Here is a 20,286-nt window from a genome sequence, read left to right as displayed (position 1 = left end):
CTTTAATAAATAAGTGTATAGCTTCTAAAATCTGTCAAAATTTAAAGATTGATTATAGCTGTCCATTCTTATAGTACATAAATACTACAAAAATGGTAGAATAGTCATAAGCAGATTTTTGATTGGGTTGCCGGGTGATTTATATGCAAAAAAATCTCGAAAAATGGTATCCCATAACATTTGGATTATTTTTTACAGTCTTTTACTGTTTGTTGTTTTGGGGCAAACCTTTACCTACCTCTTTAAAAGACTTATTTTCTGCTGCCACAACACTTAGCGGTATTGCAATAGGCTTTCTTGCTGCTGCAATGTCTATTTTATTCACAATAAGTAATACAAATATTGTAAAGCAAATAAGAAATACTAATAAATATACCAAGTTAATTAACTACTTTATGGATGCTATAAACTGGTCGTTTTTTTTAGCATTATTAAGCTTTATAGGTTTATTTGTTGAAATTCAAAATTTTGGCTCATGGCAATGGGTTGCTTTTGGAATTTGGTTATTTGCTCTAATAACATCTGGTTTGAGTGCTTATAGAGTTATTAGAGTGTTTGCTGCAATACTACGCGCTGCTAATTAAGTGATTTTTCCATACATTTTGAATATTTCAGATTTTCGTTTTTCCCAAGCATCTCTTAGAGCTTTCTGTCGTTCTAAATAAGGAATATTACGTTGACCAGTTGAGGCTTTTATTTGTATGGATTCACGCATCTTGTCTTTCAATAAATCTACATATAGATTATCGTCATCATCACTAGAACCCGAAATTCTGATTTTTTTAACCTGACTTTGGTTTTGATTAGAAATACATAGCAATGCAGTAGTAGCATTACGTACTTTCTCTAAAGGCAAAGATGATTTTTTGGAACGAGAAACCTTGAACTCTATATCAATTGCTGGAGCTTGATAAGCTGTAGTAAGGTTGACAAATTCTTCAAGTCCAGAGTTTTCAAAAACACTCATATTTTCTAATGCAGCAATACTAATATTAAGTTTTTTGACTGTTTTCATCTGTTCCAATCTTTGTAAAGCATCCAACTGGATGACCGGATCAATATAAATAGAGGCATTAGAACTAATGATTAATTCAAAATATCTAGCGAAATTTCCTGGTGATACACCATGTTTGTTAGATTGAAGTAGTAGGATATTAGTAGCTGGATCGTAAATAAATGCCGATTGTTCACCTATACCTTCATCATCTGCCAGCTTAAAATCTTCTATTTTGCCAGCAAGATTGGCCTTAACGGGTATATTGTCCATCCGAAGACGAACTATTTCTCCTTCCCATGTCTGCTGCCATCCAAACACAGCTTCGTGTAGAGAAACATAGTGTAGACGAACTTCTTGAAATCTTTGATCAGCAGGCAATTGTATAACTTTTTGTAACACTTCTCCAAAAGACAAATTCATGTCTGCGGGAATTACAACTTTGAAAAAATCAACATTCAGTGTCTTACTCATTGCATCCAAATATATTGTTTTCAAAATTGGGATGTGTCGCCCCCAATTTCCTTCAGAACTAAAAAACCTGTTAACACGTCAGTCATGTGGTTGCGATCGCAACCATGAGAGGAAGCGATCGCCCTTAAAGACGCAACAGAAATTAAATTTCGGCAGCTATCTTGTCTAGTCGGTCATTGGTGTCTTTTGCCAGTTGGAGGCAACGAACACTAGAGGCGAATCCACCTGCTGCGGCAACAGATCCTTCTGTGGTCTTGCCAGATAGTAGTAGTCCAACACCAACCAAGCTAATCACAGCAGAAGCCATCGTCATTGCCAAAGCTACATTAAAACTCCACCGAGCTTGGCGTAGCCGTTCTTGGGCAATGCTCAACTCCACTGCTGAATAGGTTTTGATGCAGCTATCTGAAGTAGATGCGGCGTTTTCATCCCCACAGGATCGATGATTTGGTAACATATAATTTCTTGCTTCTAAATTGATTGGAATTGATTTAGGAGAAATGTTTGAGTGCCTAACTGGTAGGTCGCAACTACCAGATGGGCATTTATTTTTCGTTTCCATTAGCAGGCAGTTGATTAATATACTGTGGTTCTATGACTGCTCCCGTCCCGCAGCCCATCATGGCTAGATTCATCATCAACCCGAAGGCTTTCCAATCCTGGAGATTGGTAGAGGTGCAATTATACGCACCAGAAAAGTTTTTGAGTTTGGATATCCAATCTGTATTATCCACCCACAACCAACGCCCACTGGGTAAGGCTTGCAAATGACGTTGTGTTTTTTCTAAAATAGCGGCTTCTTCTGGTGTGAGTTTGCCTAACTCCACTAAACCTTGGATAGTGCGATCGCACACTTCATCCCAAGTTTCTCTTAAAAGAGCCTCTGTACGGCGGCTATAAGTTCTAAAAAATACGGGATTAGCGGCTAGTGCAGTTTCGGGAAACTTTGCACCCTGACGTTTAATTTCCAGCTCTCGAACCATATCAAAAGTGTTGTTGCTTGTGAACAGATTACGACTATACGCCAAGTGGATAGAGGATAAAAGCTTGAAAAATTTTCCACTTTACGCTATGCCATGACTGTACAAATTGCCACATATATTTATGGTGTATAATGACTTTTTCTCTCCAGAAAGGTTATATACAGAGTTGCAATTATTAGGAGAGCGATGTTTTTGCGGAAGATGGGCAATAATTAAGCACTGATGATTTGTTAGCTGAGGTGAGAATGCGATCAATCTGCCTAAACCGCAATTCTTAGAGGAAACCCCAATCGCAACCATGTAAAAAGTAGCCTAGATATCTTGCAAATTAACGCATTTACCAGTACAAAGCCCGTAGGCTTATTTGGTCAAATGAATGAATAAAATCTTGTTCTTGTGTACAGGCAACTACTACCGCAGCCGCTTTGCTGAAAACTTATTTAATTGGTTAGCTACCAAACAGGGGTTAAATTGGCAGGCTGACTCTAGAGGATTAGCACTTGAGCGCGGTGTAAACAATGTGGGGGCAATATCCAAGTATGCGGCTGAGGCTTTAGCAGTGCGCTTGGTGAACCCACCAGATGATGAACGGTTTCCACTAGCAGCCATTGAGCTAGATTTTCAGTCAGCTACTAGGGTTATTGCCCTAGATGAATTAGAACACCGCCCACTAATGAATGAACGCTTTCCTCAATGGGCAGGTGTAATTGACTACTGGTTAGTCCATGATACTGATAAAACCTCGGCTACAGTTGCCCTTGAGCAAATTGAACAACATATACTGCAACTGATAGAACAGTTAGCTCAAAGTTAGTAGCCGCAAAATTACTTTAATTGTTTACTTTAATTGTATAGTTGCGATTGCACAGACTATCAACTCAGTTAAAACTATAGATACAGTGGTAATCATGAGCGTTGAGGATAAACATTTAGATGTTCTACAGAATATAGAATTTGTAATCATGCAAGTCTATCAAGAAAGACCTGATTTGATTGATGCTGAAGTCATGACAGCAATTGAATCATTAATCCGCGTTTATAGTGCCGAAGCTCAAGGTAGGTCAGGCGCATCACGTCCAATTAGAGGAATATCAGCCCAAGTAACCGAACAAGTAAAGGCAATTTGTGAATTACGCTTAGGGCGAACATCCATTTCAGGCAACGCAATTCAACCGCTTGACGAGCAGATGACACCCAAGACTGTGACAGAAATCGTAGACTGCCTCAAACGAATTCAATCGTCAATTAAACTCTGGACTAATAAAGGTGGGCGACAAGGATATCTAAACTTTATCAAGCAGTTTTTTCAATCTCGATGACGCACCCCCATCAGATTCTTAGAGGAAAAATGTACTAGGGCGATCGCTCTTTTCCTCTAAGAATTATTCAATCACCAGATAGAGTTAGAAAAGGGAAACTAATGATAGTTTGAAAGGATGGAAAGTTCATCTCAAACGCCGAAGTGAATAACTCAGTATTAATTGCCCTGTCCCTCACCGCGTCTATAGCCCTATCGCCAGTCAGCATTGGTGGTACTGTCCAAGGTTCAACCCAAGCCATCAAAATGTCTTCATTTAACCTCAGTTCCCAAAAATGGCAAAACCGCGTGCTATTAGTGTTTGCACCGTCTGTTAATAATCGTGATTACCAACAGCAGATGCAGTTATTTAACCAGCACCAAAACGGTTTTACAGAACGGGATTTAGTTCTGGTTCAGGTTTTGGCAACAGATAAAAGCTATGCCAACGGACAGCCAATAGATGAATCTTCTGTGGCCAATTTGCGATCGCGCTTTGGGGTTGATCAAGACAATTTCCGCGTTATTTTGGTAGGCAAAGATGGTGGTGTTAAGCGCAGTGATACTACACCAGTCCCAGCGACAGCAATTTTTGAGCAAATTGACGCTATGCCCATGCGCCAGCAAGAAATGCGCTCTTTGAGGTAGAAAGTAACTTAAAAATACAAGCGAGTCAAACGCTGCATTATACCCAGGGCAAACCACCAGATAGATGAAAAGTAGGGGAACTGATGATACTTTGAGATGAGCAAAAGCAGATAACAAAAAGTAGCTATTATGATCGTTGTCCATCATCTCAACAACTCGCGCTCACAGCGTGTGCTATGGCTACTTGAAGAATTAGGCATCGAATACGATATCAAGTTCTACGAACGTGACCAGAAAACGATGTTAGCACCAGCATCGCTGCGCCAAGTCCATCCGCTTGGCAAGTCACCAGTGATTACAGATGCAGCAGTGACTGTTGCTATCATCGAATACATAGTAGAGAGCTACGGCAATGGTCAGTTAATCCCAAAATCCGGTACGCCAGAGCGTTTGCGCTACACATATTGGCTGCATTACGCCGAAGGTTCGGCAATGCCACCTCTGGTAATGAACCTCATCTTTAACCGCTTTGGGGCAGGGGATAGCAGGGCAAACGACGCATTTATCACGCCCCAAATTAAGCTTCACTTTGATTACATAGAAGCTGAACTTGGTAAGAGTACGTGGTTTGTAGGCGAAGAATTTACCGCCGCCGATATCCAAATGAGCTTTCCTCTGGAATTGGTTGCTATGCAAGCCGAACTCATTGAGAGCCGACCAAAGATTAAGCAATTTATCGAACGCATCCATGCACGACCTGCTTACGAACGCGCCCTTGAACGTGGAGGCAAATACAACTACGCCAACAGCGTTTAATAATTTTCGTACAAGAGCGATATCTACGATAAGATCCGCTAACGCCTGTTTCCTGAAATTCAAGCGAGGAAACTTTGCAATAGGGAAGCGATATCTACAGATTAGCTCTACTAACCCCTACGGCACTGCCCAATTTTTAAAAAAAATATTACCGAAGCTTAACTCTGTGTGAGATACAAGCCAATTATTTTGAGAGGGACTTTAAGGAAAATCTACCATGAAAAGTCTCATTCGTACACTGGCGGTTGGAGCGATCGCAGCGAGTTGTTATGTCGGTCAAGCTTATGCCGATACAGTGAGAAATCCCCTCGCCCAGTCTGTACCGCGCACTCATGCTCACAACGACTATGAAAACAAGAACCCGCTATTTGATGCCCTTCACAACGGTTTCATCAGCGTTGAGGCTGATATCTGGCTCTACGAGACAGACTTGCGTGTTGCTCACGACCCAGTAGCTGACCCCACGATATTGCCCACAATGGAGGATTTATACCTGACACCATTGCGGGACTTGGCAGCTAAGGTTAACAACGGTGGGATTTATGCCGATGGTACACCCCTACTCCTTTTAGTTGACATTAAAAGTGAGGGTGTTTCAACCTACGAACGCCTACACCAAAGTCTAACTAGCTACGCGCTCTCTAATCCTGGGCTGTTTACTACTTATACCAAAAACGCTTCTGGTGGCTACGACACACAAAAGGGAGCGGTTAATGTCATCATCTCAGGTAATCGACCACGAGATTATATGCTCTCCCAGGATTTGCGCTATGCCGCCTACGATGGCCGTCAGGGTGACATCGGTATGGGTATCGCACCTGAGTTTATTCCTTTAATCAGTGGTAACTGGAACACTTTCTTTAATGGCGATCTGGCTTGGGACGGTCTTGGGATTATCCCTGAAGACACCAAGGCAGCTTTAGACAATATAGTGGCTCAGGTACATAGTGAAAACAAAATCCTACGCTTCTGGAATCTGCCACAAGATGCACCTAGTGTTTGGGGGCCACTTTTCGATGCTAATGTTGACCTGATTAATACCGATAATCTCGTTGGTTTATCCACATACATCCAATTGCGTCAAACGCAAGCAGTACCAGAGCCGTCGTTAAGTATCGCGCTCCTGGGTGTTTTAGGTACTTCCCTGCTGCTCAAACGCAAGGCGTAGTCTCAATCTCTCATCTCCACGCTATAATTTTTTCTCAAAACTGAGAAACTAAGCAGTAAACCAAAATTTCCCAAAATCAACCTCACTTGACTCGTGGGGTTTTTGTTGTGTCTGATGATAGGTGATACTTTGACACTCTCCGCCCTATAAGCCATGCACTGAGCTTGCCGAAGTGGACGGGGCTTGTATCCCATTAATTTCGGTCAATATTCATCCTTGCAATCACTTAATAGTGGGCAGAATGTCATTGCCCACACAAAATTCTTAGAGGAAAAACTAAAAAGAGCGATCGCTGATCAATAGTCATTAGTCAATAGTCAATAGTTACTGCGGATTACCTTAGCATTTCCCCATCCCTAGCTAAAGATAGTGATGTTTCCTGAAATTCAAGCAAGGAAACGCTAAAAAGAGCGATGCGTGCAGCAGTAAACTACGCCATTTTCTATAATTTCCTGTATAGTACATAAATACTATACCAAGCTAACTCGATTACTTTTCAAACAGTGAGTATCGAGTATAATAGCTGCGCCGTTTGTTGAAAGTGATGTCCACCACACCCCTACCGAGCCAGCAACAAATAAACGCTACTCCCAAACATGAATCAATCATGGGAGTGGTAGAACGCCTGACGTATTATTCTCAAGAATCGGGTTATACCGTGGCACGTCTGCAACGCCCTGGCGCGAAAGAACTAACTACAATTACTGGTAGCTTTGCAGATATCCAGCCAGGACAAACACTGCAATTAATCGGCTTTTGGCGCGAACATCCCCAATATGGTTTGCAGTTTCAAGTTGTGAATTACAGAGAAACCAAACCAGCCACCCTCACAGGAATTGAGAAATATTTAGGTAGCGGTCTAATTAAGGGTGTAGGGCCAGTTACTGCAAAACGGATTGTTGCCCATTTTGGCATAGAGACTTTAGATATTATTGAAACCCAAATAGAGCGACTAATTGAAGTACAAGGCATCGCCAAAAAACGCATCAAGTTAATCAAGAACGCCTGGGAAACCCAAAAAGCCATTAAAGAAGTGATGGTATTTCTGCAAAGTCATGGCGTTAGCACCACCTATGCAGTCAAAATTTACAAGCAATACCAAGACAAAGCGATCGCCACTGTCACCGAAAACCCCTACCAGTTGGCAACTGACATTTACGGCATTGGTTTTTTAACTGCTGATAAAATTGCCCGAAATTTGGGAGTTCCCGCCGATTCCCAGTTTCGTTACTGTGCTGGGCTTGTTCATGCTTTGAGTGAAGCCGCAGAAGATGGACATTGCTACTTACCGCAAACAGAATTAATTGAATCGGTGACTAAACTGCTCACTACCCAGGAGCATCAACCAACAGCAGATGCCATCGCTCAAACTATCAAAGATATGGCTTTGAAAGATGAGCTAATTAGAGAACGTGATGCCGATAAAACGCTCAATTGCTACAAACCTACTTACTTTTATACTGAGCAAAACCTAGCCCAATTGGTACGAGTTCGCCTCACCCACCCCATCAGTGCTGATATTCCTCGCGTCTGTGCTTGGTTGGAGCGTTTTAGCAGTAGCCGCCAAGTTGCACTATCACCAGAACAGCAACAAGCAGTAGAAGTTGCCGCCTACTCTAGATTTACTGTGATTACAGGTGGCCCTGGTGTGGGCAAAACTTTTACTACTCACACCATTGTTTCCTTGTGGAAGGCAATGGGTAAATCAATTGCCTTAGCTGCACCAACTGGACGCGCTGCCCAAAGATTAGGCGAGATGACTGGACTAGAAGCTAAAACCATTCACCGCCTTTTGGAATTTGACCCCAAGACACGCAGTTTTAAAAGAGATCGCACTAACCCCTTACCCCAGAGTGCAATTATTGTAGATGAAGCTAGTATGCTTGACTTGTTTCTGGCATACTCTTTAGTGCAAGCTGTGGCAGACGATGCTCAACTATTATTGGTGGGAGATATTGACCAATTGCCATCGGTGGGTGCGGGTAACGTGCTAGCTGATTTAATTAAGTCGCGTCAAGTGCCTGTAGTCAGACTTACTCAAGTATTTCGCCAAGCTGCTACTAGCAAAATTATTACTGCATCGCATCAAATTAACCGAGGGCAATATCCCCAAATCGAACCAATTTCTAATACACCTCAATCTGATTGTTTGTGGCATGGTGGCGGGTTTGAGCCAGAACATGGGGTACAGGCAATTAGTGAGTTGATTGCAGATTTTATTCCAGGGCTTGGTTTTAATCCGGCGACTGATGTACAAGTGCTTTGCCCCATGTCACGGGGATTAGTCGGTACACGCAATCTCAACAATGTACTACAACAGTTAATTAATCCGCCTAGCCCTGAAAAAATTGAAGTAACCAGGGGTGGGACTATTTTTAGAACAGGCGATCGCATTATTCAACTCACCAACGACTATCAAAGGGAAGTTTTCAATGGTGATGTGGGATTTATTACCACAATAGATACTGAGGAACAGGAAGTAATTGTACAGTACCAAGAGCGCGAAGTAACTTATGATTATGCTGACATGAATGAGTTGGCTTTAGCCTGGAGCGTTAGCATACATAAAGCGCAGGGTTCAGAATACCCAGTAGTGATTTTGCCTTTGTACACGCAACATTACATGATGCTGACTCGGAATTTACTTTATACAGGGTTAACCCGTGCCAAGAAGTTGGCGATTATTGTTGGCAGTCAGAAGGCGATCGGTATGTGCGTTCGTTCTACAAAATCCCAAGAGCGATATACTCGATTGCCGCAGAGGTTACAAGCAGCGTTACAATGATTGCGCTCCCACCCTGGTTCAGACTGAAAAAATTAACTTAAAACACCGAACAGTTTTATTACTCAAATTCAGTCATACTGAAAAGAGCTTTTTTAACTAATCCTGCCTTTGTGCGTTAGGAGTTTACTTTTTACTCAGAAATAATTTCTCATGAATAACTTCCTTTGCTACTGCCATCTCTCTTCCATAATCTTTGCCCTGATTAGAGCCGGCAATTGTTGATAGCAAAGACAAGGTTAAACAAAGACCTGTTGCGATTAAAGCAGTTATTGGTTGATTAAGGCAAGTAACCAACCAAATAGAAACACTAATGCCAAATAATGGTGTAATTATAGCTACACCCCTAAATAATCTTACTAGACTTTGCGTATATTTAAGCCTTTCTATAACGTTAATTGAACCATTCTCGAAAATGAAAAAACGTATTCTGTCCCATTCTAATTGTCCATCTTCTAGCCAGAACCGCCCATCCCCTAAGAAAAATTTAAGGATTTTTGAATTGATCAAATAACTCAGAAATTTATTTCTATTTATTAATTCAAGAAAGTTTCTTATAGATAAATAGACCGAAATAGTTAGGCTATTTAATAATGCACCAAAGAAGTACGAAACTAGAGTTAATATTACAACCAGTGCAGATGACCATTCTTTGATGTCTGATAAAAAACAAAAATTATCAATTTTCAGAACTGTAAGGATAAGAAATATAACTGTACTAAGTGCTAGTGAACCAATTACTAAAAACTCAACAATAATTGCTGTTGTACTCACTATCTTTCCTCAGTCATTCGTAATAAAAGTATTTTGCGTACTTTATCATGTCATCCACTTCTTGATCTGCTCATGCACAACCTTTCGTAAATAGGCTGGCGAATGTGTAATTTTCCCCTCATTGTAACCCAGGTCATACATACTCGCCGCTTGAGGTTTCCTCTGCTGAAACTGTTAATTTTAAGAAAAATTTTACTGATTTACAGTCACTTCCTGTTCTAAAATTCAGGAAAGAGTTCATAAATCAGTTCAATTACCAGTTATGATTAAGAGCTTTTCATTTTTAGGAAATTTATTAGCTGTAGCGGGCGTAATCCTTATTAATTCCCCAGCTACGGGTGATAACAACTTTGGCAGCGTTCACCTAATACTAGGTAATCCTAGTGGGGCTACTCAAGACTCAGATAATGCAGATAATTTGTTGTTGATTAAAAAGCAGAATGCCTTGTCTTACAACAAAAGTAAATCTATTGCTAACTGGGTAAGTTGGCAACTAAACAAAAAATGGCTAGGTGGTGTTCCTCGCTGCCGAAAAGGCGAGGAAAATGGTTTTTCTCCAGATAACACATTACCTAGAGGATTTAAACCTGTTCTGCCTACTGACTACAAAGGAAGCGGCTTTGATCGAGGTCACTTAACCCCATCAGCCGACAGAAACAATAATACTACTGACAACTGTGCTGTTTTTCAAATGACCAACATTATTCCCCAGTCCCCTGATGTGAATCAAGGGCCTTGGGAAAAATTGGAACGATATAGTAGAGAGCTTGCAGGGGAAGGTAAGGAGCTTTACATAATCGCTGGCGGTGCTGGCACTGGGGGACAAGGAACTAATGGTTTCAAGTCTACTTTTACAGGTAGGAGTTCTGGTAATAAAATCAATGTTCCTGCTAGTTCTTGGAAAGTAATCCTTGTTCTCGACAAGCCTGAATTGGGGCTAAAAGGTGTGACTAAGGATACTCGTATAATTGCCGTGAATATGCCTCACAAACAAGGAGTTAAGCAAGATTCTTGGAGTATTAAAGAACCAAACAATGGCAAATTTCGTTATATCACCTCAGTTGACGAAATAGAAAAGCTAACCGGCTACGATTTATTTAGCAATGTTCCTAAAGATATTCAAGATGTAATTGAAGCAAAAATTGACAGGGGTGCTTCTTAAGATTTAGGTTTCTATAGATTTTGTGGCTAAACCCATGATATCTCCACACTCTAACTGACCCAAAATGTAGATATCAATTTCAATCTCACCTAACCGATAAACATTAATATTGCTAAGGTGATTATTCAAAATTCCCATTAAATTTTTATATCTGGCTGCTTCTGCTTTTTCTTCAACTTCATACCAGTCAGGGTCAGGGATTTCTGGATTAAAAAATTCAGCAAAATCTATAACTTCAATGGGAGTATCTTCTTGTATTCCCGTTTTTTCTATAATGGTTTTTGCTGTAATCGGTTCTCCATTCCCTTCCCAATGAATTACCTCAAAAGGATAGTCTGATTCACTTGTGTAAAACACACCTTCTGTTGCTTGCTTGAGCATTTCTACAAGAGAGTCATTAGTTTGATGTGCCATAGTTGCAATAATCTTGCCAGATGCAGCCAAATGGAGTTTAAGCGCAATGTTGACTGAGAAAGAAACTAAACTGGGCGATCGCCTCCCATCAGATTCTTAGAGGAAAAAGCAAGGTGTATAACTGATAGTATGCCAAAAATCCCCCAATGCGATCGCTGCCTCCTCTACTCACATAACCCCTACCTCGTCTGTGCCGTACATCCTGATGGGGTAGACGGTGATAAATGCCTAGACTTCAGAGAAGACCTCAACGCCGAACCTGTAGAACTATGGCAACCAGAAGGGGCAAGTTACTACAATGGCGAGTTGATTTTACAACCCCGCCAACGCTGGACAGCAGAGCAACAGTTAGAGTTACTTGATTGGCATCCGATGTTTACTGGCAAGTGTCCCCAATGTGGTGCTGAGTATGAACGTGACTACACGGCACGAGTACATTGGGACTGCCCTGATTGTGGCTGGATGGATGATAGTGTGTAGAGCGATCGCAATTTCTAACTACTGTTGTGCCTTGGGAGTTTCAGTTGGCGAATGTGTAATCTCTCCCTCGCTGTAACCTAAATCATACATACTCGCCGCTTGAGCATCTTGTTCTGGTGGGACTTTGGGTTTTCCAGCCCAGGCATCAGATTTCCCTAAGCTAAACCAATCTTCATCACTCATACCAGAACCGAGTGTGTTCTTTGTCGTTTTGTTCATCGATGCACCTATGAGCGGCTATTTATGATGTTGGCACTACGGTTTGACCAAAAGCCTCTAACCAGAGAAACAAAACGTATAAAGTTGACTTTATTAGCAGTTGGAACAACCCAAGATGACAATATGACTCGTCTTCCTTTCTTAGAACTAGTCACATAGTCATGTCAAAATCACTAATAATTGAAGCCACACAGAATTCCAGGAGTCGAAAAATGCTGCAATTATTGAATTCTTTTTTATCAAAAGCAGGCAGTATTAAAGAGCAGAAAACTGAAGGCATGGCAGCAGTGGTAGCTTATTTAATGTTTGCTTCTTACTGTTTAACATTAGTTATCATACTCTGTTTAATTGGAATTATGCCCAACTTGTCAAATAATTTAAAATCAGGAGTTATAAAAGAACCAATTACTCATATTATTCCGTGAAGATTCAACTTAAAAATTTTTCAAGTTCCATCTATAAATCTTTGTCACCTAAATAGGTAATGCCATACATGGAGTATTAAGTGTCACATCTGAATTTTCAAAATTAAATATCCCGTGGAGCTACTTTGATTCACGGGATTATTACTACTAGAATAAAAATCAGAACACAAAAAAATCTATCTGATGTGCAATCTCAAGTTACTTTAGCTTACGAGAAGTAGTTTGACTCAAATTGTTGCAGTCTGTTACTAGATATTCTCTTAATTTTGCTTGTAGGTTTTTATATTCATATTCATTTATCAAATTCAATTGTTGTCCGATAAACTGGTCTGCTTCTGTCAACCAAAAATCAATTTTTGGGTCTTGTTGAGCGATTTCTAGAATATCTGATATACGCTGCGTTTGCTGTTCTGATAAGCTGTTTAAACGTGCTAAATACAGGTATTCTATTATAAGAATCATTTGCTCATGAGTTAATGATAACTCAGAAATTTTAATTTCTTTGCCAAAATATAAAGAATCCATTTGCGTTAATCTCCTTGTCACCAAATTCTGTTCGGACTTAAGTATCAATCTAGTTATATAATCTCTAGTGATACACAGTATCCTGGTTGTTGCTGCTTAGTGAACATATTTGGTTTAGTTAACCTCCTATATATAGTGAAAACTGCTGACTTCTGTGACCTCATATATATAGTGAAAGTTTTTCATTTTTGTGACGACTAATCTAGTAATTAATGATAAATTAGGGAAAATTTCACTAAAATGTCACAAATGATTCATTTTTTCACTAATAGGTAAAGTTACTTCATCTGAAAAACGAATAAAAAGCCGTATTAATTCCTACTTACGTAACTAGGGGGCATGGAATGTCAGCTTTTAATCGTCAGGCATTTGACCAAGAGTTTAATACCTTACTTAACTCTGGAAGTCCTTCTGCTAACTCAATGTTAGCCTTCATTAAACGCAGTCTTGCACAATTTCATCTCAGCAACTCTTATAGCATAACTTGGGTATTAAATGAAGCATATATGCGTGGAGTCAAACTTATAACAGCAGGAGAACGTATTGAAAAACCTCTTGCTTGGGTTCGACGAACAGCCTATAACATCATTAGAGAACAAAGTAGAGAGCTTAAAAGATGCCTACCACTAGAGGAAAGTCTTATTGAATCTCAATCTGATTTACATTTCCCTAGTATTGAAGAAGATGACAATGAATTCTTTCAAAGAATCAAATTAGCCTTTGAGAAATTAGAACCCCAAGAAAGAGAAATTTTACTTTTAAAAACCATCAAAAACTTATCTTGGAAAGAAATTAAATCTCATTTAGAATCCCAAGGAAAAGTGATTCAGACTGAATCAACATTGCGTAAACGTAAAGAAAGAGCTTTAAAGCATCTTCGTGATATATTTAATTCTTTAGAGCCTCAAAATGTTTAGCGTTAAAAGCCAAAAATACAACATTTTAGAACTATGCAATTCACCAGTATCTACTTTTTCCGTACAATATTAAGTAGATAAACAAAAATATTTACAGTCATTAAGAGCGCAGCGTCTGTCTACAATACGCTACGCAAATGAGTAGCATCCCGCAGGGAAAGCAGAGAAGTCATCACAACCCTTGCGATTGCTACACTCCATACCCTACCAGTTCGCGTAGGAAAGGCTAATGCCAACGTCATGACAGAAATAATTATAAGTTTTTCATATTATTGGACACGTTAATTTAAGATAATCACCTCAATGATTACTAAATTTTAATGCAACGGTTACAACTTTTTAACCTCTGCTTATACAACCAAAGCTATATTGCAATCGCTAAGTTTGACTGAATTTCTGTAACTTAAACAGAAACAATTGTAGTTCTTTTAAACAAATAAATACTAACCAATGAATAAGTCTAAGTTTTTCCAGGCTATTCTACCTATTGCCGTACCAGCAGCAATATTTTTCACTCTGTTTAATTATCTACAAAAGCCACTAACTGCCCAAACCTCAAGTGTTCATTTGACGATGGGAAATCCTACTGGTGCTAACACTAGCTTCAGTAATTTATTACTAAGTAAGGCTCAGTACGCAACCTCTCATAACTGTTTTAGAGGAACACCAAATTGGGTGAGTTGGCAATTAAATCAATCATGGCTCGGAAGCGCACCTCGCCAAGATGATTTTCGTGCAGATACTACAATTCCTTCAAGCTGCTACCGAGTTACTTCTTCGGATTACACTGGTAGTGGCTTTGACCGTGGTCACATGACCCCTTCAGCAGATAGGACAAATACATCTTCCAATAACTCTGCTACGTTTTTGATGACCAATATAATACCCCAAGCACCTGATAATAATCAGGGGCCTTGGGCTGTACTAGAAAACTATTCTAGAGACTTAGTAAACCAGGGGAAAGAACTCTATATTATTTCGGGTTCTTACGGCACAAAAAGCACAATTGCTGGTGGTAAAGTTACTGTTCCTTCCAGAACATGGAAGGTGATTGTAGTATTAAATTCATCAAACTCTGGTGCTAGTAGTGTAAATACTAACACCAGAGTAATTGCAGTGAATATGCCTAATACGCAGGGAATTAGAAATAATAACTGGAAAAACTACAGAGTCAGTGTTGATTCAATTGAAGCCAGTACGGGGTATAACTTGTTATCCAATGTTTCTTCGTCTGTTCAAAGTGTAATTGAGTCTAGAGTTGATAATTTGTAAGGATAGTTAGCTCACTTAAAAATTAAAGCCTGTCTGTAAATTATAGACAGGCTAATAATTGATTAGTTAGGTTTCTACAACTTTTGTGCAAATTCCTGCTAAATCTCCAGATGAAGTTTTACCAACAATATAGACATCAATATTGATTGTACCTAAACGATAAACTTTGATATCTGTGAGATTATCCTTTAGTGTTTTAACAAGCGTTTGAAATTTATGCACATCTTGTTTTTGCACTTCATCATGCCATTCTTTTTCTACAGCGCAGTTACGAAAGAAATAATCTAGTTCTACTTGATTAATTGATGTTTCTGGGGGATGTCCTGTTAATTGGAATAGTTTTTGAGTTGTCAACGCTTCTTGAGCTTGATTAGACCACAAAAAAACTTCAAAAGGATATTCTGATTCACTCATCATTAACAAACCGTCAGAGGCTTGCTTGAGCTTTTCTGTAATTTCATTAGGCATAGAATTTATATAGAAAAAATTACAACATCATGGCAACAAGTTATTTAAGTTGTAACACTAGCCCAAAGACTTAAGTGATGGCTGCAGGGCGAACGCATCTAAATATAGTACATAACTACTAAAGTGGGAAAAAAGGTAGCGATGCCTACGGCGGGCTTTCCTGCGGAACGCTACGCGAACGCCTACGCTCATAGGATGAAGGTTGAGTAATGAGGCTTTGATGGTAAAGTCATTGTAAAAGTATATAGCCCAAGGAAGGCGTGAAGCTCAAGCCCAAAATCACTATTGCTGACCATTTTGCTGTGATGTCAGACCCACGAATAGATCGTACAAAACGACATAAATTCATTGACATTTTGACTATTGCTTTATGTGCAGTGATCTGTGGAGCAGAGAGTTGGGTGGCAATTGAACTATATGGCTGCACGAAATATGAATGGTTAAAAACGTTTTTGGAGTTACCAAACGGCATTCCGTCACACGATATATTTGGGCGAGTCTTTGCACAGTTAAACCCCCAACAGTTCCAAGAATGTTTTCTATCGTGGATGAGATCAATACAGAAGGTAACATCAGGGGAGATAGTAGCAATCGATGGGAAAACTTTATGTGGTTCATTTGATAAAGTATCAGGGCAAAGTGCCATCGAAATAGTTAGTGCTTGGGCAACGAGCAATAGAATGGTACTGGGTCAAGTAAAAGTAGATTCTCATTCCAATGAAATCGTAGCAATTCCAGAGTTATTAAAGGTGCTAGAACTGTCTGGATGTATTGTGACAATAGATGCAATAGGCTGTCAAAAAAATATTGTGAAGTTAATCGCCCAGCAAGAGGCAGACTACGTAATTACCTTAAAAAAGAATCAAGGAAATCTTTATAATGAAGTAGAAGAACTAATTGCTCTTGGAATAAAAACAGGCTTCCAAGGATTAAAGCATAGCACGTATAAAACAGAGGAATTTGGTCATGGTCGCCACGAAATTCGTCATTATTTAATGATATCTAATATCGGAGAAAAGCTTGACCCAGATTCAGTCTGGGCAAAACTAAATAGCATAGGCATGGTGGAGTCTGTACGGGAATTAGATGGCAAGACAACTGTAGAGATCCGTTATTTTATTAGCAGCCTAGAAGGTAACGCCCAAAAGTTTGCTAATTCTATTCGCAGCCATTGGGGAATTGAAAATTCACTACATTGGATATTAGATGTCGCATTAAACGAAGATGACTGTCGCATAAGAAAAGATAATGCACCACAAAATTTTGCAGTTCTCAGACATATTGCAGTTAATCTATTAGGTAAAGAAAAACGGGTGAAAGTAGGAGTAAAAAACAAACAATTTCTAGCTGCTATGGATAATCATTATTTAACTAGATTGCTTTCCTTGGCTTAAAGCTGATTTTATAAGGTATTGAATCAGGCTGTAACTAGTTCTCAATTTAGGTTGCAGTCATTAATTCATATTGTCCACTTTCTGCTAATTGTTGATTTAAAATCATATCTTCATGGTAAATATTAAGTTTTTAATATCTGAGTTTATCCTTTGATTTGCATTTACTATTTATCTAAAAAAATTGGCTTTATTCTAAATATTTGAATCTGCTTCTCAATTCTTATTAGCAATTAAGATGCGTTCGCCCTGGCGGGAACAGTGATTGGATTGCTGGTAACAAAGCAATTCATCTATGGTGCTACTTTCTCCCGAAACTGCTTGCCAGCAGAAAATGCAGGTATTTTGGTAGCAGGAATGGTGATTTTCTCGTTGGTTTGGGGATTACGCCCTTCACGCTCTGAGCGATACCTTCGGCACACTTCGTGAACGCGTCGCTCGAATGAGCCAAAACCAACAAGTGTTACCTTATCTCCATTCGCTACAGCTTCAGTAACAGTAGTTGTGATTTTGATTGAAAGAATCTTTCGGTTCATTAGAAATCTCCTGTGGCTTATGGTTGTGTAATGTTCTGTTGTTTCCAGGGAAGCGGCGATCGATAGGGGTTTTCGTGCATATCCAGGACTTCCCAGGTGGTTGGATTGACTCGCCCTGTAACTGGGATTCTGTATCGTCGCTGGAGATCGCGTACCGCAGACGTTGTGACCGCACCAAAGATGCCATCGATGATCGCCCCTCTTGGATTGCCTAACCTCACACCTGCGGCTCCTAAAAAGCCATTGTCTTGAAGGATGCGCTGTAACAATTGCACGTTTCTGCCGCGATCGCCTTGGCGCAAGGTAGGTAAGGTTAAATCAGTGTAGGCAGTGGCGATCAGAATGGGGGAGGTTTGTTGTGGAGGAATGCGGTGTGCGATCTGCGCTTCTCCCCTTGGGAGATGCCAAGGGCGAACGCAGCAGCGCTGAGTGCAAAGCACACGCTCCGCGAACGCTATCGCGGGATGAGTGAATGAACCTCCGAGCAATCCTATTGCAATCGTTAGTACTCCGAAAATGAGTTGAGGTTTCATGATTGTCCTCCTGATGGAGATTGGTTTTATTTCGCATCAATTTGCGTCGGAGTGATTACTCCACTCGCTTTGAGACCTGCAACGAGGTCGGTCACTTGACGTTGAGCCTCTGCACTCAGGGAGTCAAAGTCGTCTAAGAAGAATTGACGTTCTAGCGTTAACTTCCGGGTATTTAGCAACCCTTCGATCCGCCAACCTTCGTCGCATTTCGTTACGACGTATAGCGGCAGCGAATCTCGTGACGGTGAAGTTTCAGTTTGTCCGGGCAGTATTACCCTGATAACTACGTGCATGAGCGCGAGTTGCGAGTTCACGAAGCGGACAAAATTCACCTCACCCTCCAGGCATGTTCCTTTGATAACCGTGTCGAACGCTTGCTGATGAAATGCAGCGATTTCTTTTCGACCCTTGAGATGTGTACCCTCGAACGTGAGGAAATCGGCAGTTTTGCTGAACGGGGCAGCAAAGCCTTCCTCGCTACCTCGATTCCAAGCATCAATCATCTGGTAAAGGAAAGCACGGATTGCCGACTCGTCAGCATTAGTGGTGGTTTGAGCTGTTTGTGAATTCACACTCTTGAGTTCTCCTTTTAAGTGATAGACCAGTTTTCGAGCAGCATAAATTGTGTTATTAACGCTTGCAAAACTCACGGAACAATTGCAGTCACGCGAATTTCAATCCGCATCGTGGGTAGTCCAAGCGCCGCGACTCCTACCTGTGTCCAGATTGGAGCGTGATTCGGCATATAATGACGAAATAGCTTGGACATCACTTCGTTAACCTCCGGGGGGAACCCGCCAACATGGTAAGAATTAACGTGAACCACATGCTCCCAACCCGCACCAGCCGTCGCCAAGGTTCGCTCGACGTTCCTGAACGCCTGAGCAATCTCGTCTGCAAGCGATTCGGTAATTTGCAGATTGTCATCCCAGCCACCTTGCCCTGATATCTCCACTCGATTGTCAATTTTTACCGCTTGCGAGTAATGCAATTGATTCAACAGATATTCCCCATAACCAGGGGTAACAAAAAACTTGGGCTTATTCATGGTGTTCCTCATGTAGTACGTTTGACTCTATCTCGCGTTCCTGAAACGAGTTTGTTTCGGCATCATCCGATTTAGACCCGAATGGCACTAAGAAAAGCCCAAAGGCTTGTTTAGTCTCGTTCCCAGTCTTAAGACTGGAAACCAGTCAGGGCAGGGGCTGTGTCTTAACGAGCGTGCCATTCATTCAACTTTTTCTACAAGCTTGCTTCATCAAGATACGGTTGTTTTTATACACCTCTAAAGTTCCAGACTGCGGGTTATCCAACGTGCCATCCCATACCCAATATTCATAAATTCCATTCCGAAACTTATACACTCGAACACCTTCTGTTGCTTGGCTAGTTCCTTTATTCAAACTTAAATTACCGTTGGCACTGGTTGCGCGATAAAGCAGTTCACCGTTCGTATAATTCTGCCAAATATTGATGTTGTACCCACCCTGGCATTTTGTACTCAGGATGATGCCAGCAGTAGAATCAGCAGAAGCTCTTAAGGAAAAATTAGCTAAGATACTGATTGGCAGAGCCAGGAGGAACGCAAATATTTTCATGAGTGTTGTAAAATTAATGAGTTTGACATTACTCGATTGCTACTACAATGCTGTTTCAAAAACGCCAAGGTGCGATCGCCTTTTGAGCGGGCGCTTTGCGCCATCGCGTGCTAATTCTCCAACTTATTTGTGATCTACGGAACTAAGTGCTTCATTGATTAAAGGTGCAATGATAGCGATATTTTCCACCAACTCATCTGAGAGAGAAAATCGCTGTTTTAAGTAATTAAGATCGTTGTAACTCACCCACACCTTGCCGTCAGTCGCTTCATGAGCCAGTACTTTCAGGGATAAATCCAGGGCGATCGTTGGTTCTGCCACCATGAAGGAAGAGGCAGAGCCTCCCAGAATGGGTTCCCAGTCTGGGCAAGGGCTGTGTCTTAATGAGCGTGCCATTCGATTTAGACACTAATGTTCAGAATTCACTTGCCATGTAATCACAATGATTTCTGCAAATATTAAGACGACTA

At 40.6% G+C, this 20,286-nt stretch carries 27 protein-coding genes and 1 pseudogene; 14 read left to right on the top strand and 14 right to left on the bottom strand.

What is annotated here, in order from left to right:
- Positions 1-143 precede the first annotated feature (143 nt).
- On the top strand, positions 144-584 hold the full coding sequence (locus tag VB693_RS19025; protein WP_323267605.1) for a hypothetical protein: 441 nt from the start codon (positions 144-146) through the stop codon (positions 582-584).
- On the opposite strand, the gene VB693_RS19020 is transcribed toward VB693_RS19025, so the two are convergent.
- The 3 genes and pseudogenes from VB693_RS19020 to VB693_RS19010 form a co-directional block, all read right to left on the bottom strand.
- Positions 581-1,492, bottom strand: coding sequence for a DUF6731 family protein (locus tag VB693_RS19020; RefSeq protein WP_323267604.1), 912 nt, complete (start codon positions 1,490-1,492; stop codon positions 581-583). The genes VB693_RS19025 and VB693_RS19020 overlap by 4 nt on opposite strands.
- 118 nt (positions 1,493-1,610) lie before the next feature.
- Entirely contained in the window at positions 1,611-1,925 is a 315-nt protein-coding gene (locus tag VB693_RS19015) for a TRADD-N-associated membrane domain-containing protein (protein ID WP_323267603.1), read from the bottom strand.
- Between the two features lie 109 nt (positions 1,926-2,034).
- Positions 2,035-2,451, bottom strand: a pseudogene (locus tag VB693_RS19010) (ribonucleoside-triphosphate reductase, adenosylcobalamin-dependent); the annotation flags it as partial.
- 376 nt (positions 2,452-2,827) lie between these two features.
- On the opposite strand from VB693_RS19010, the gene VB693_RS19005 reads away from it, so the two are divergent.
- The 6 genes from VB693_RS19005 to VB693_RS18980 all read left to right on the top strand — a co-directional run bounded on the left by VB693_RS19005 (position 2,828) and on the right by VB693_RS18980 (position 9,105).
- Positions 2,828-3,265, top strand: a complete 438-nt coding sequence (locus tag VB693_RS19005; RefSeq protein WP_323267602.1) for a low molecular weight phosphatase family protein — start codon at positions 2,828-2,830, stop codon at positions 3,263-3,265.
- 94 nt (positions 3,266-3,359) lie between these two features.
- Positions 3,360-3,770 (top strand): hypothetical protein, encoded by a 411-nt coding sequence (locus VB693_RS19000; RefSeq protein WP_323267601.1) that lies wholly within the window; start codon positions 3,360-3,362, stop codon positions 3,768-3,770.
- Positions 3,771-3,913: 143 nt separating this feature from the next.
- Positions 3,914-4,396, top strand: a complete 483-nt coding sequence (locus tag VB693_RS18995) for a DUF4174 domain-containing protein (RefSeq protein WP_323267600.1) — start codon at positions 3,914-3,916, stop codon at positions 4,394-4,396.
- A 129-nt stretch (positions 4,397-4,525) separates the two neighbouring features.
- Positions 4,526-5,152 (top strand): glutathione S-transferase, encoded by a 627-nt coding sequence (locus VB693_RS18990; RefSeq protein ID WP_323267599.1) that lies wholly within the window; start codon positions 4,526-4,528, stop codon positions 5,150-5,152.
- Positions 5,153-5,369: 217 nt separating this feature from the next.
- Positions 5,370-6,320, top strand: coding sequence for a PEP-CTERM sorting domain-containing protein (locus tag VB693_RS18985; protein ID WP_323267598.1), 951 nt, complete (start codon positions 5,370-5,372; stop codon positions 6,318-6,320).
- A gap of 544 nt (positions 6,321-6,864) precedes the next feature.
- Positions 6,865-9,105 (top strand): ATP-dependent RecD-like DNA helicase, encoded by a 2,241-nt coding sequence (locus tag VB693_RS18980; protein ID WP_323267597.1) that lies wholly within the window; start codon positions 6,865-6,867, stop codon positions 9,103-9,105.
- A gap of 123 nt (positions 9,106-9,228) precedes the next feature.
- Here VB693_RS18980 and VB693_RS18975 read toward each other — a convergent pair whose 3' ends face one another.
- On the bottom strand, positions 9,229-9,876 hold the full coding sequence (locus tag VB693_RS18975; RefSeq protein ID WP_323267596.1) for a hypothetical protein: 648 nt from the start codon (positions 9,874-9,876) through the stop codon (positions 9,229-9,231).
- Between the two features lie 262 nt (positions 9,877-10,138).
- Here VB693_RS18975 and VB693_RS18970 point away from each other — a divergent pair, with 262 nt between their 5' ends.
- Entirely contained in the window at positions 10,139-11,038 is a 900-nt protein-coding gene (locus VB693_RS18970) for a DNA/RNA non-specific endonuclease (protein WP_323267595.1), read from the top strand.
- Between the two features lie 3 nt (positions 11,039-11,041).
- On the opposite strand, the gene VB693_RS18965 is transcribed toward VB693_RS18970, so the two are convergent.
- A complete protein-coding gene (locus VB693_RS18965; RefSeq protein ID WP_323267594.1) occupies positions 11,042-11,452 on the bottom strand; it encodes a nuclease A inhibitor family protein in 411 nt (136 codons plus the stop codon).
- 129 nt (positions 11,453-11,581) lie between these two features.
- Between VB693_RS18965 and VB693_RS18960 the strand changes: the two genes are divergently transcribed.
- A complete protein-coding gene (locus VB693_RS18960; RefSeq protein WP_323267593.1) occupies positions 11,582-11,932 on the top strand; it encodes a hypothetical protein in 351 nt (116 codons plus the stop codon).
- Between the two features lie 18 nt (positions 11,933-11,950).
- Here VB693_RS18960 and VB693_RS18955 read toward each other — a convergent pair whose 3' ends face one another.
- Positions 11,951-12,151, bottom strand: a complete 201-nt coding sequence (locus VB693_RS18955; RefSeq protein ID WP_323267592.1) for a hypothetical protein — start codon at positions 12,149-12,151, stop codon at positions 11,951-11,953.
- A gap of 24 nt (positions 12,152-12,175) precedes the next feature.
- On the opposite strand from VB693_RS18955, the gene VB693_RS18950 reads away from it, so the two are divergent.
- Both VB693_RS18950 and VB693_RS18945 read left to right on the top strand, forming a co-directional pair.
- On the top strand, positions 12,176-12,310 hold the full coding sequence (locus VB693_RS18950; protein WP_323267591.1) for a hypothetical protein: 135 nt from the start codon (positions 12,176-12,178) through the stop codon (positions 12,308-12,310).
- 53 nt (positions 12,311-12,363) lie between these two features.
- The gene (locus VB693_RS18945; RefSeq protein WP_323267590.1) at positions 12,364-12,576 is read left to right on the top strand and encodes a hypothetical protein; all 213 of its coding nucleotides are present in this window, start codon (positions 12,364-12,366) and stop codon (positions 12,574-12,576) included.
- Between the two features lie 198 nt (positions 12,577-12,774).
- On the opposite strand, the gene VB693_RS18940 is transcribed toward VB693_RS18945, so the two are convergent.
- Complete coding sequence (locus VB693_RS18940) at positions 12,775-13,101, bottom strand: hypothetical protein (RefSeq protein WP_323267589.1); 327 nt, start codon at positions 13,099-13,101, stop codon at positions 12,775-12,777.
- 344 nt (positions 13,102-13,445) lie between these two features.
- On the opposite strand from VB693_RS18940, the gene VB693_RS18935 reads away from it, so the two are divergent.
- A complete protein-coding gene (locus tag VB693_RS18935; protein WP_323267588.1) occupies positions 13,446-14,018 on the top strand; it encodes a sigma-70 family RNA polymerase sigma factor in 573 nt (190 codons plus the stop codon).
- Between the two features lie 450 nt (positions 14,019-14,468).
- On the top strand, positions 14,469-15,290 hold the full coding sequence (locus VB693_RS18930) for a DNA/RNA non-specific endonuclease (RefSeq protein WP_323267587.1): 822 nt from the start codon (positions 14,469-14,471) through the stop codon (positions 15,288-15,290).
- Positions 15,291-15,356: 66 nt separating this feature from the next.
- Here VB693_RS18930 and VB693_RS18925 read toward each other — a convergent pair whose 3' ends face one another.
- On the bottom strand, positions 15,357-15,758 hold the full coding sequence (locus VB693_RS18925; RefSeq protein WP_323267586.1) for a nuclease A inhibitor family protein: 402 nt from the start codon (positions 15,756-15,758) through the stop codon (positions 15,357-15,359).
- 260 nt (positions 15,759-16,018) lie between these two features.
- Between VB693_RS18925 and VB693_RS18920 the strand changes: the two genes are divergently transcribed.
- Positions 16,019-17,152 carry an ISAs1 family transposase gene (locus tag VB693_RS18920; RefSeq protein WP_323267585.1) on the top strand — a complete coding sequence of 378 codons (1,134 nt, stop codon included), beginning with the start codon at positions 16,019-16,021 and terminating at the stop codon, positions 17,150-17,152.
- Positions 17,153-17,442: 290 nt separating this feature from the next.
- On the opposite strand, the gene VB693_RS18915 is transcribed toward VB693_RS18920, so the two are convergent.
- The 6 genes from VB693_RS18915 to VB693_RS18890 form a co-directional block, all read right to left on the bottom strand.
- Entirely contained in the window at positions 17,443-17,685 is a 243-nt protein-coding gene (locus VB693_RS18915) for an HU family DNA-binding protein (protein WP_323267584.1), read from the bottom strand.
- A 17-nt stretch (positions 17,686-17,702) separates the two neighbouring features.
- Complete coding sequence (locus VB693_RS18910; protein WP_323267583.1) at positions 17,703-18,125, bottom strand: peptidoglycan-binding domain-containing protein; 423 nt, start codon at positions 18,123-18,125, stop codon at positions 17,703-17,705.
- A 119-nt stretch (positions 18,126-18,244) separates the two neighbouring features.
- Entirely contained in the window at positions 18,245-18,868 is a 624-nt protein-coding gene (locus VB693_RS18905; protein ID WP_323267582.1) for an SgcJ/EcaC family oxidoreductase, read from the bottom strand.
- Positions 18,865-19,266 (bottom strand): RidA family protein, encoded by a 402-nt coding sequence (locus tag VB693_RS18900; RefSeq protein WP_041457408.1) that lies wholly within the window; start codon positions 19,264-19,266, stop codon positions 18,865-18,867. The genes VB693_RS18905 and VB693_RS18900 overlap by 4 nt, the downstream gene beginning before the upstream one ends.
- A 184-nt stretch (positions 19,267-19,450) precedes the next feature.
- On the bottom strand, positions 19,451-19,816 hold the full coding sequence (locus VB693_RS18895) for a hypothetical protein (protein WP_185569302.1): 366 nt from the start codon (positions 19,814-19,816) through the stop codon (positions 19,451-19,453).
- A 123-nt stretch (positions 19,817-19,939) separates the two neighbouring features.
- A complete protein-coding gene (locus tag VB693_RS18890) occupies positions 19,940-20,212 on the bottom strand; it encodes a DUF302 domain-containing protein (RefSeq protein ID WP_096553053.1) in 273 nt (90 codons plus the stop codon).
- Positions 20,213-20,286: the final 74 nt, after the last annotated feature.

The sequence above is a fragment of the Anabaena sp. UHCC 0399 genome (genome assembly GCF_034931465.1).
Taxonomy (GTDB): Bacteria; Cyanobacteriota; Cyanobacteriia; order Cyanobacteriales; family Nostocaceae; genus Trichormus; species Trichormus minutissimus.
Note: the sequence above shows the minus strand (reverse complement) of the source record. Positions and strands in the feature narration are given on the sequence as shown.

Coding starts and splice junctions, on each gene's coding strand:
- VB693_RS18965 (WP_323267594.1), bottom strand. CDS start 11,452: ATGGCACATCAAACTAATGACTCTCTTGTAGAAATGCTCAAGCAAGCA.
- VB693_RS18930 (WP_323267587.1), top strand. CDS start 14,469: ATGAATAAGTCTAAGTTTTTCCAGGCTATTCTACCTATTGCCGTACCA.
- VB693_RS18980 (WP_323267597.1), top strand. CDS start 6,865: ATGTCCACCACACCCCTACCGAGCCAGCAACAAATAAACGCTACTCCC.
- VB693_RS18915 (WP_323267584.1), bottom strand. CDS start 17,685: ATGAACCGAAAGATTCTTTCAATCAAAATCACAACTACTGTTACTGAA.
- VB693_RS19000 (WP_323267601.1), top strand. CDS start 3,360: ATGAGCGTTGAGGATAAACATTTAGATGTTCTACAGAATATAGAATTT.
- VB693_RS18895 (WP_185569302.1), bottom strand. CDS start 19,816: ATGAAAATATTTGCGTTCCTCCTGGCTCTGCCAATCAGTATCTTAGCT.
- VB693_RS18945 (WP_323267590.1), top strand. CDS start 12,364: ATGCTGCAATTATTGAATTCTTTTTTATCAAAAGCAGGCAGTATTAAA.
- VB693_RS18985 (WP_323267598.1), top strand. CDS start 5,370: ATGAAAAGTCTCATTCGTACACTGGCGGTTGGAGCGATCGCAGCGAGT.
- VB693_RS19015 (WP_323267603.1), bottom strand. CDS start 1,925: ATGTTACCAAATCATCGATCCTGTGGGGATGAAAACGCCGCATCTACT.
- VB693_RS18970 (WP_323267595.1), top strand. CDS start 10,139: ATGATTAAGAGCTTTTCATTTTTAGGAAATTTATTAGCTGTAGCGGGC.
- VB693_RS18940 (WP_323267589.1), bottom strand. CDS start 13,101: ATGGATTCTTTATATTTTGGCAAAGAAATTAAAATTTCTGAGTTATCA.
- VB693_RS19005 (WP_323267602.1), top strand. CDS start 2,828: ATGAATAAAATCTTGTTCTTGTGTACAGGCAACTACTACCGCAGCCGC.
- VB693_RS18960 (WP_323267593.1), top strand. CDS start 11,582: ATGCCAAAAATCCCCCAATGCGATCGCTGCCTCCTCTACTCACATAAC.
- VB693_RS18925 (WP_323267586.1), bottom strand. CDS start 15,758: ATGCCTAATGAAATTACAGAAAAGCTCAAGCAAGCCTCTGACGGTTTG.
- VB693_RS18935 (WP_323267588.1), top strand. CDS start 13,446: ATGTCAGCTTTTAATCGTCAGGCATTTGACCAAGAGTTTAATACCTTA.
- VB693_RS18990 (WP_323267599.1), top strand. CDS start 4,526: ATGATCGTTGTCCATCATCTCAACAACTCGCGCTCACAGCGTGTGCTA.
- VB693_RS18950 (WP_323267591.1), top strand. CDS start 12,176: ATGATGTTGGCACTACGGTTTGACCAAAAGCCTCTAACCAGAGAAACA.
- VB693_RS18955 (WP_323267592.1), bottom strand. CDS start 12,151: ATGAACAAAACGACAAAGAACACACTCGGTTCTGGTATGAGTGATGAA.
- VB693_RS18890 (WP_096553053.1), bottom strand. CDS start 20,212: ATGGCACGCTCATTAAGACACAGCCCTTGCCCAGACTGGGAACCCATT.
- VB693_RS18900 (WP_041457408.1), bottom strand. CDS start 19,266: ATGAATAAGCCCAAGTTTTTTGTTACCCCTGGTTATGGGGAATATCTG.
- VB693_RS19025 (WP_323267605.1), top strand. CDS start 144: ATGCAAAAAAATCTCGAAAAATGGTATCCCATAACATTTGGATTATTT.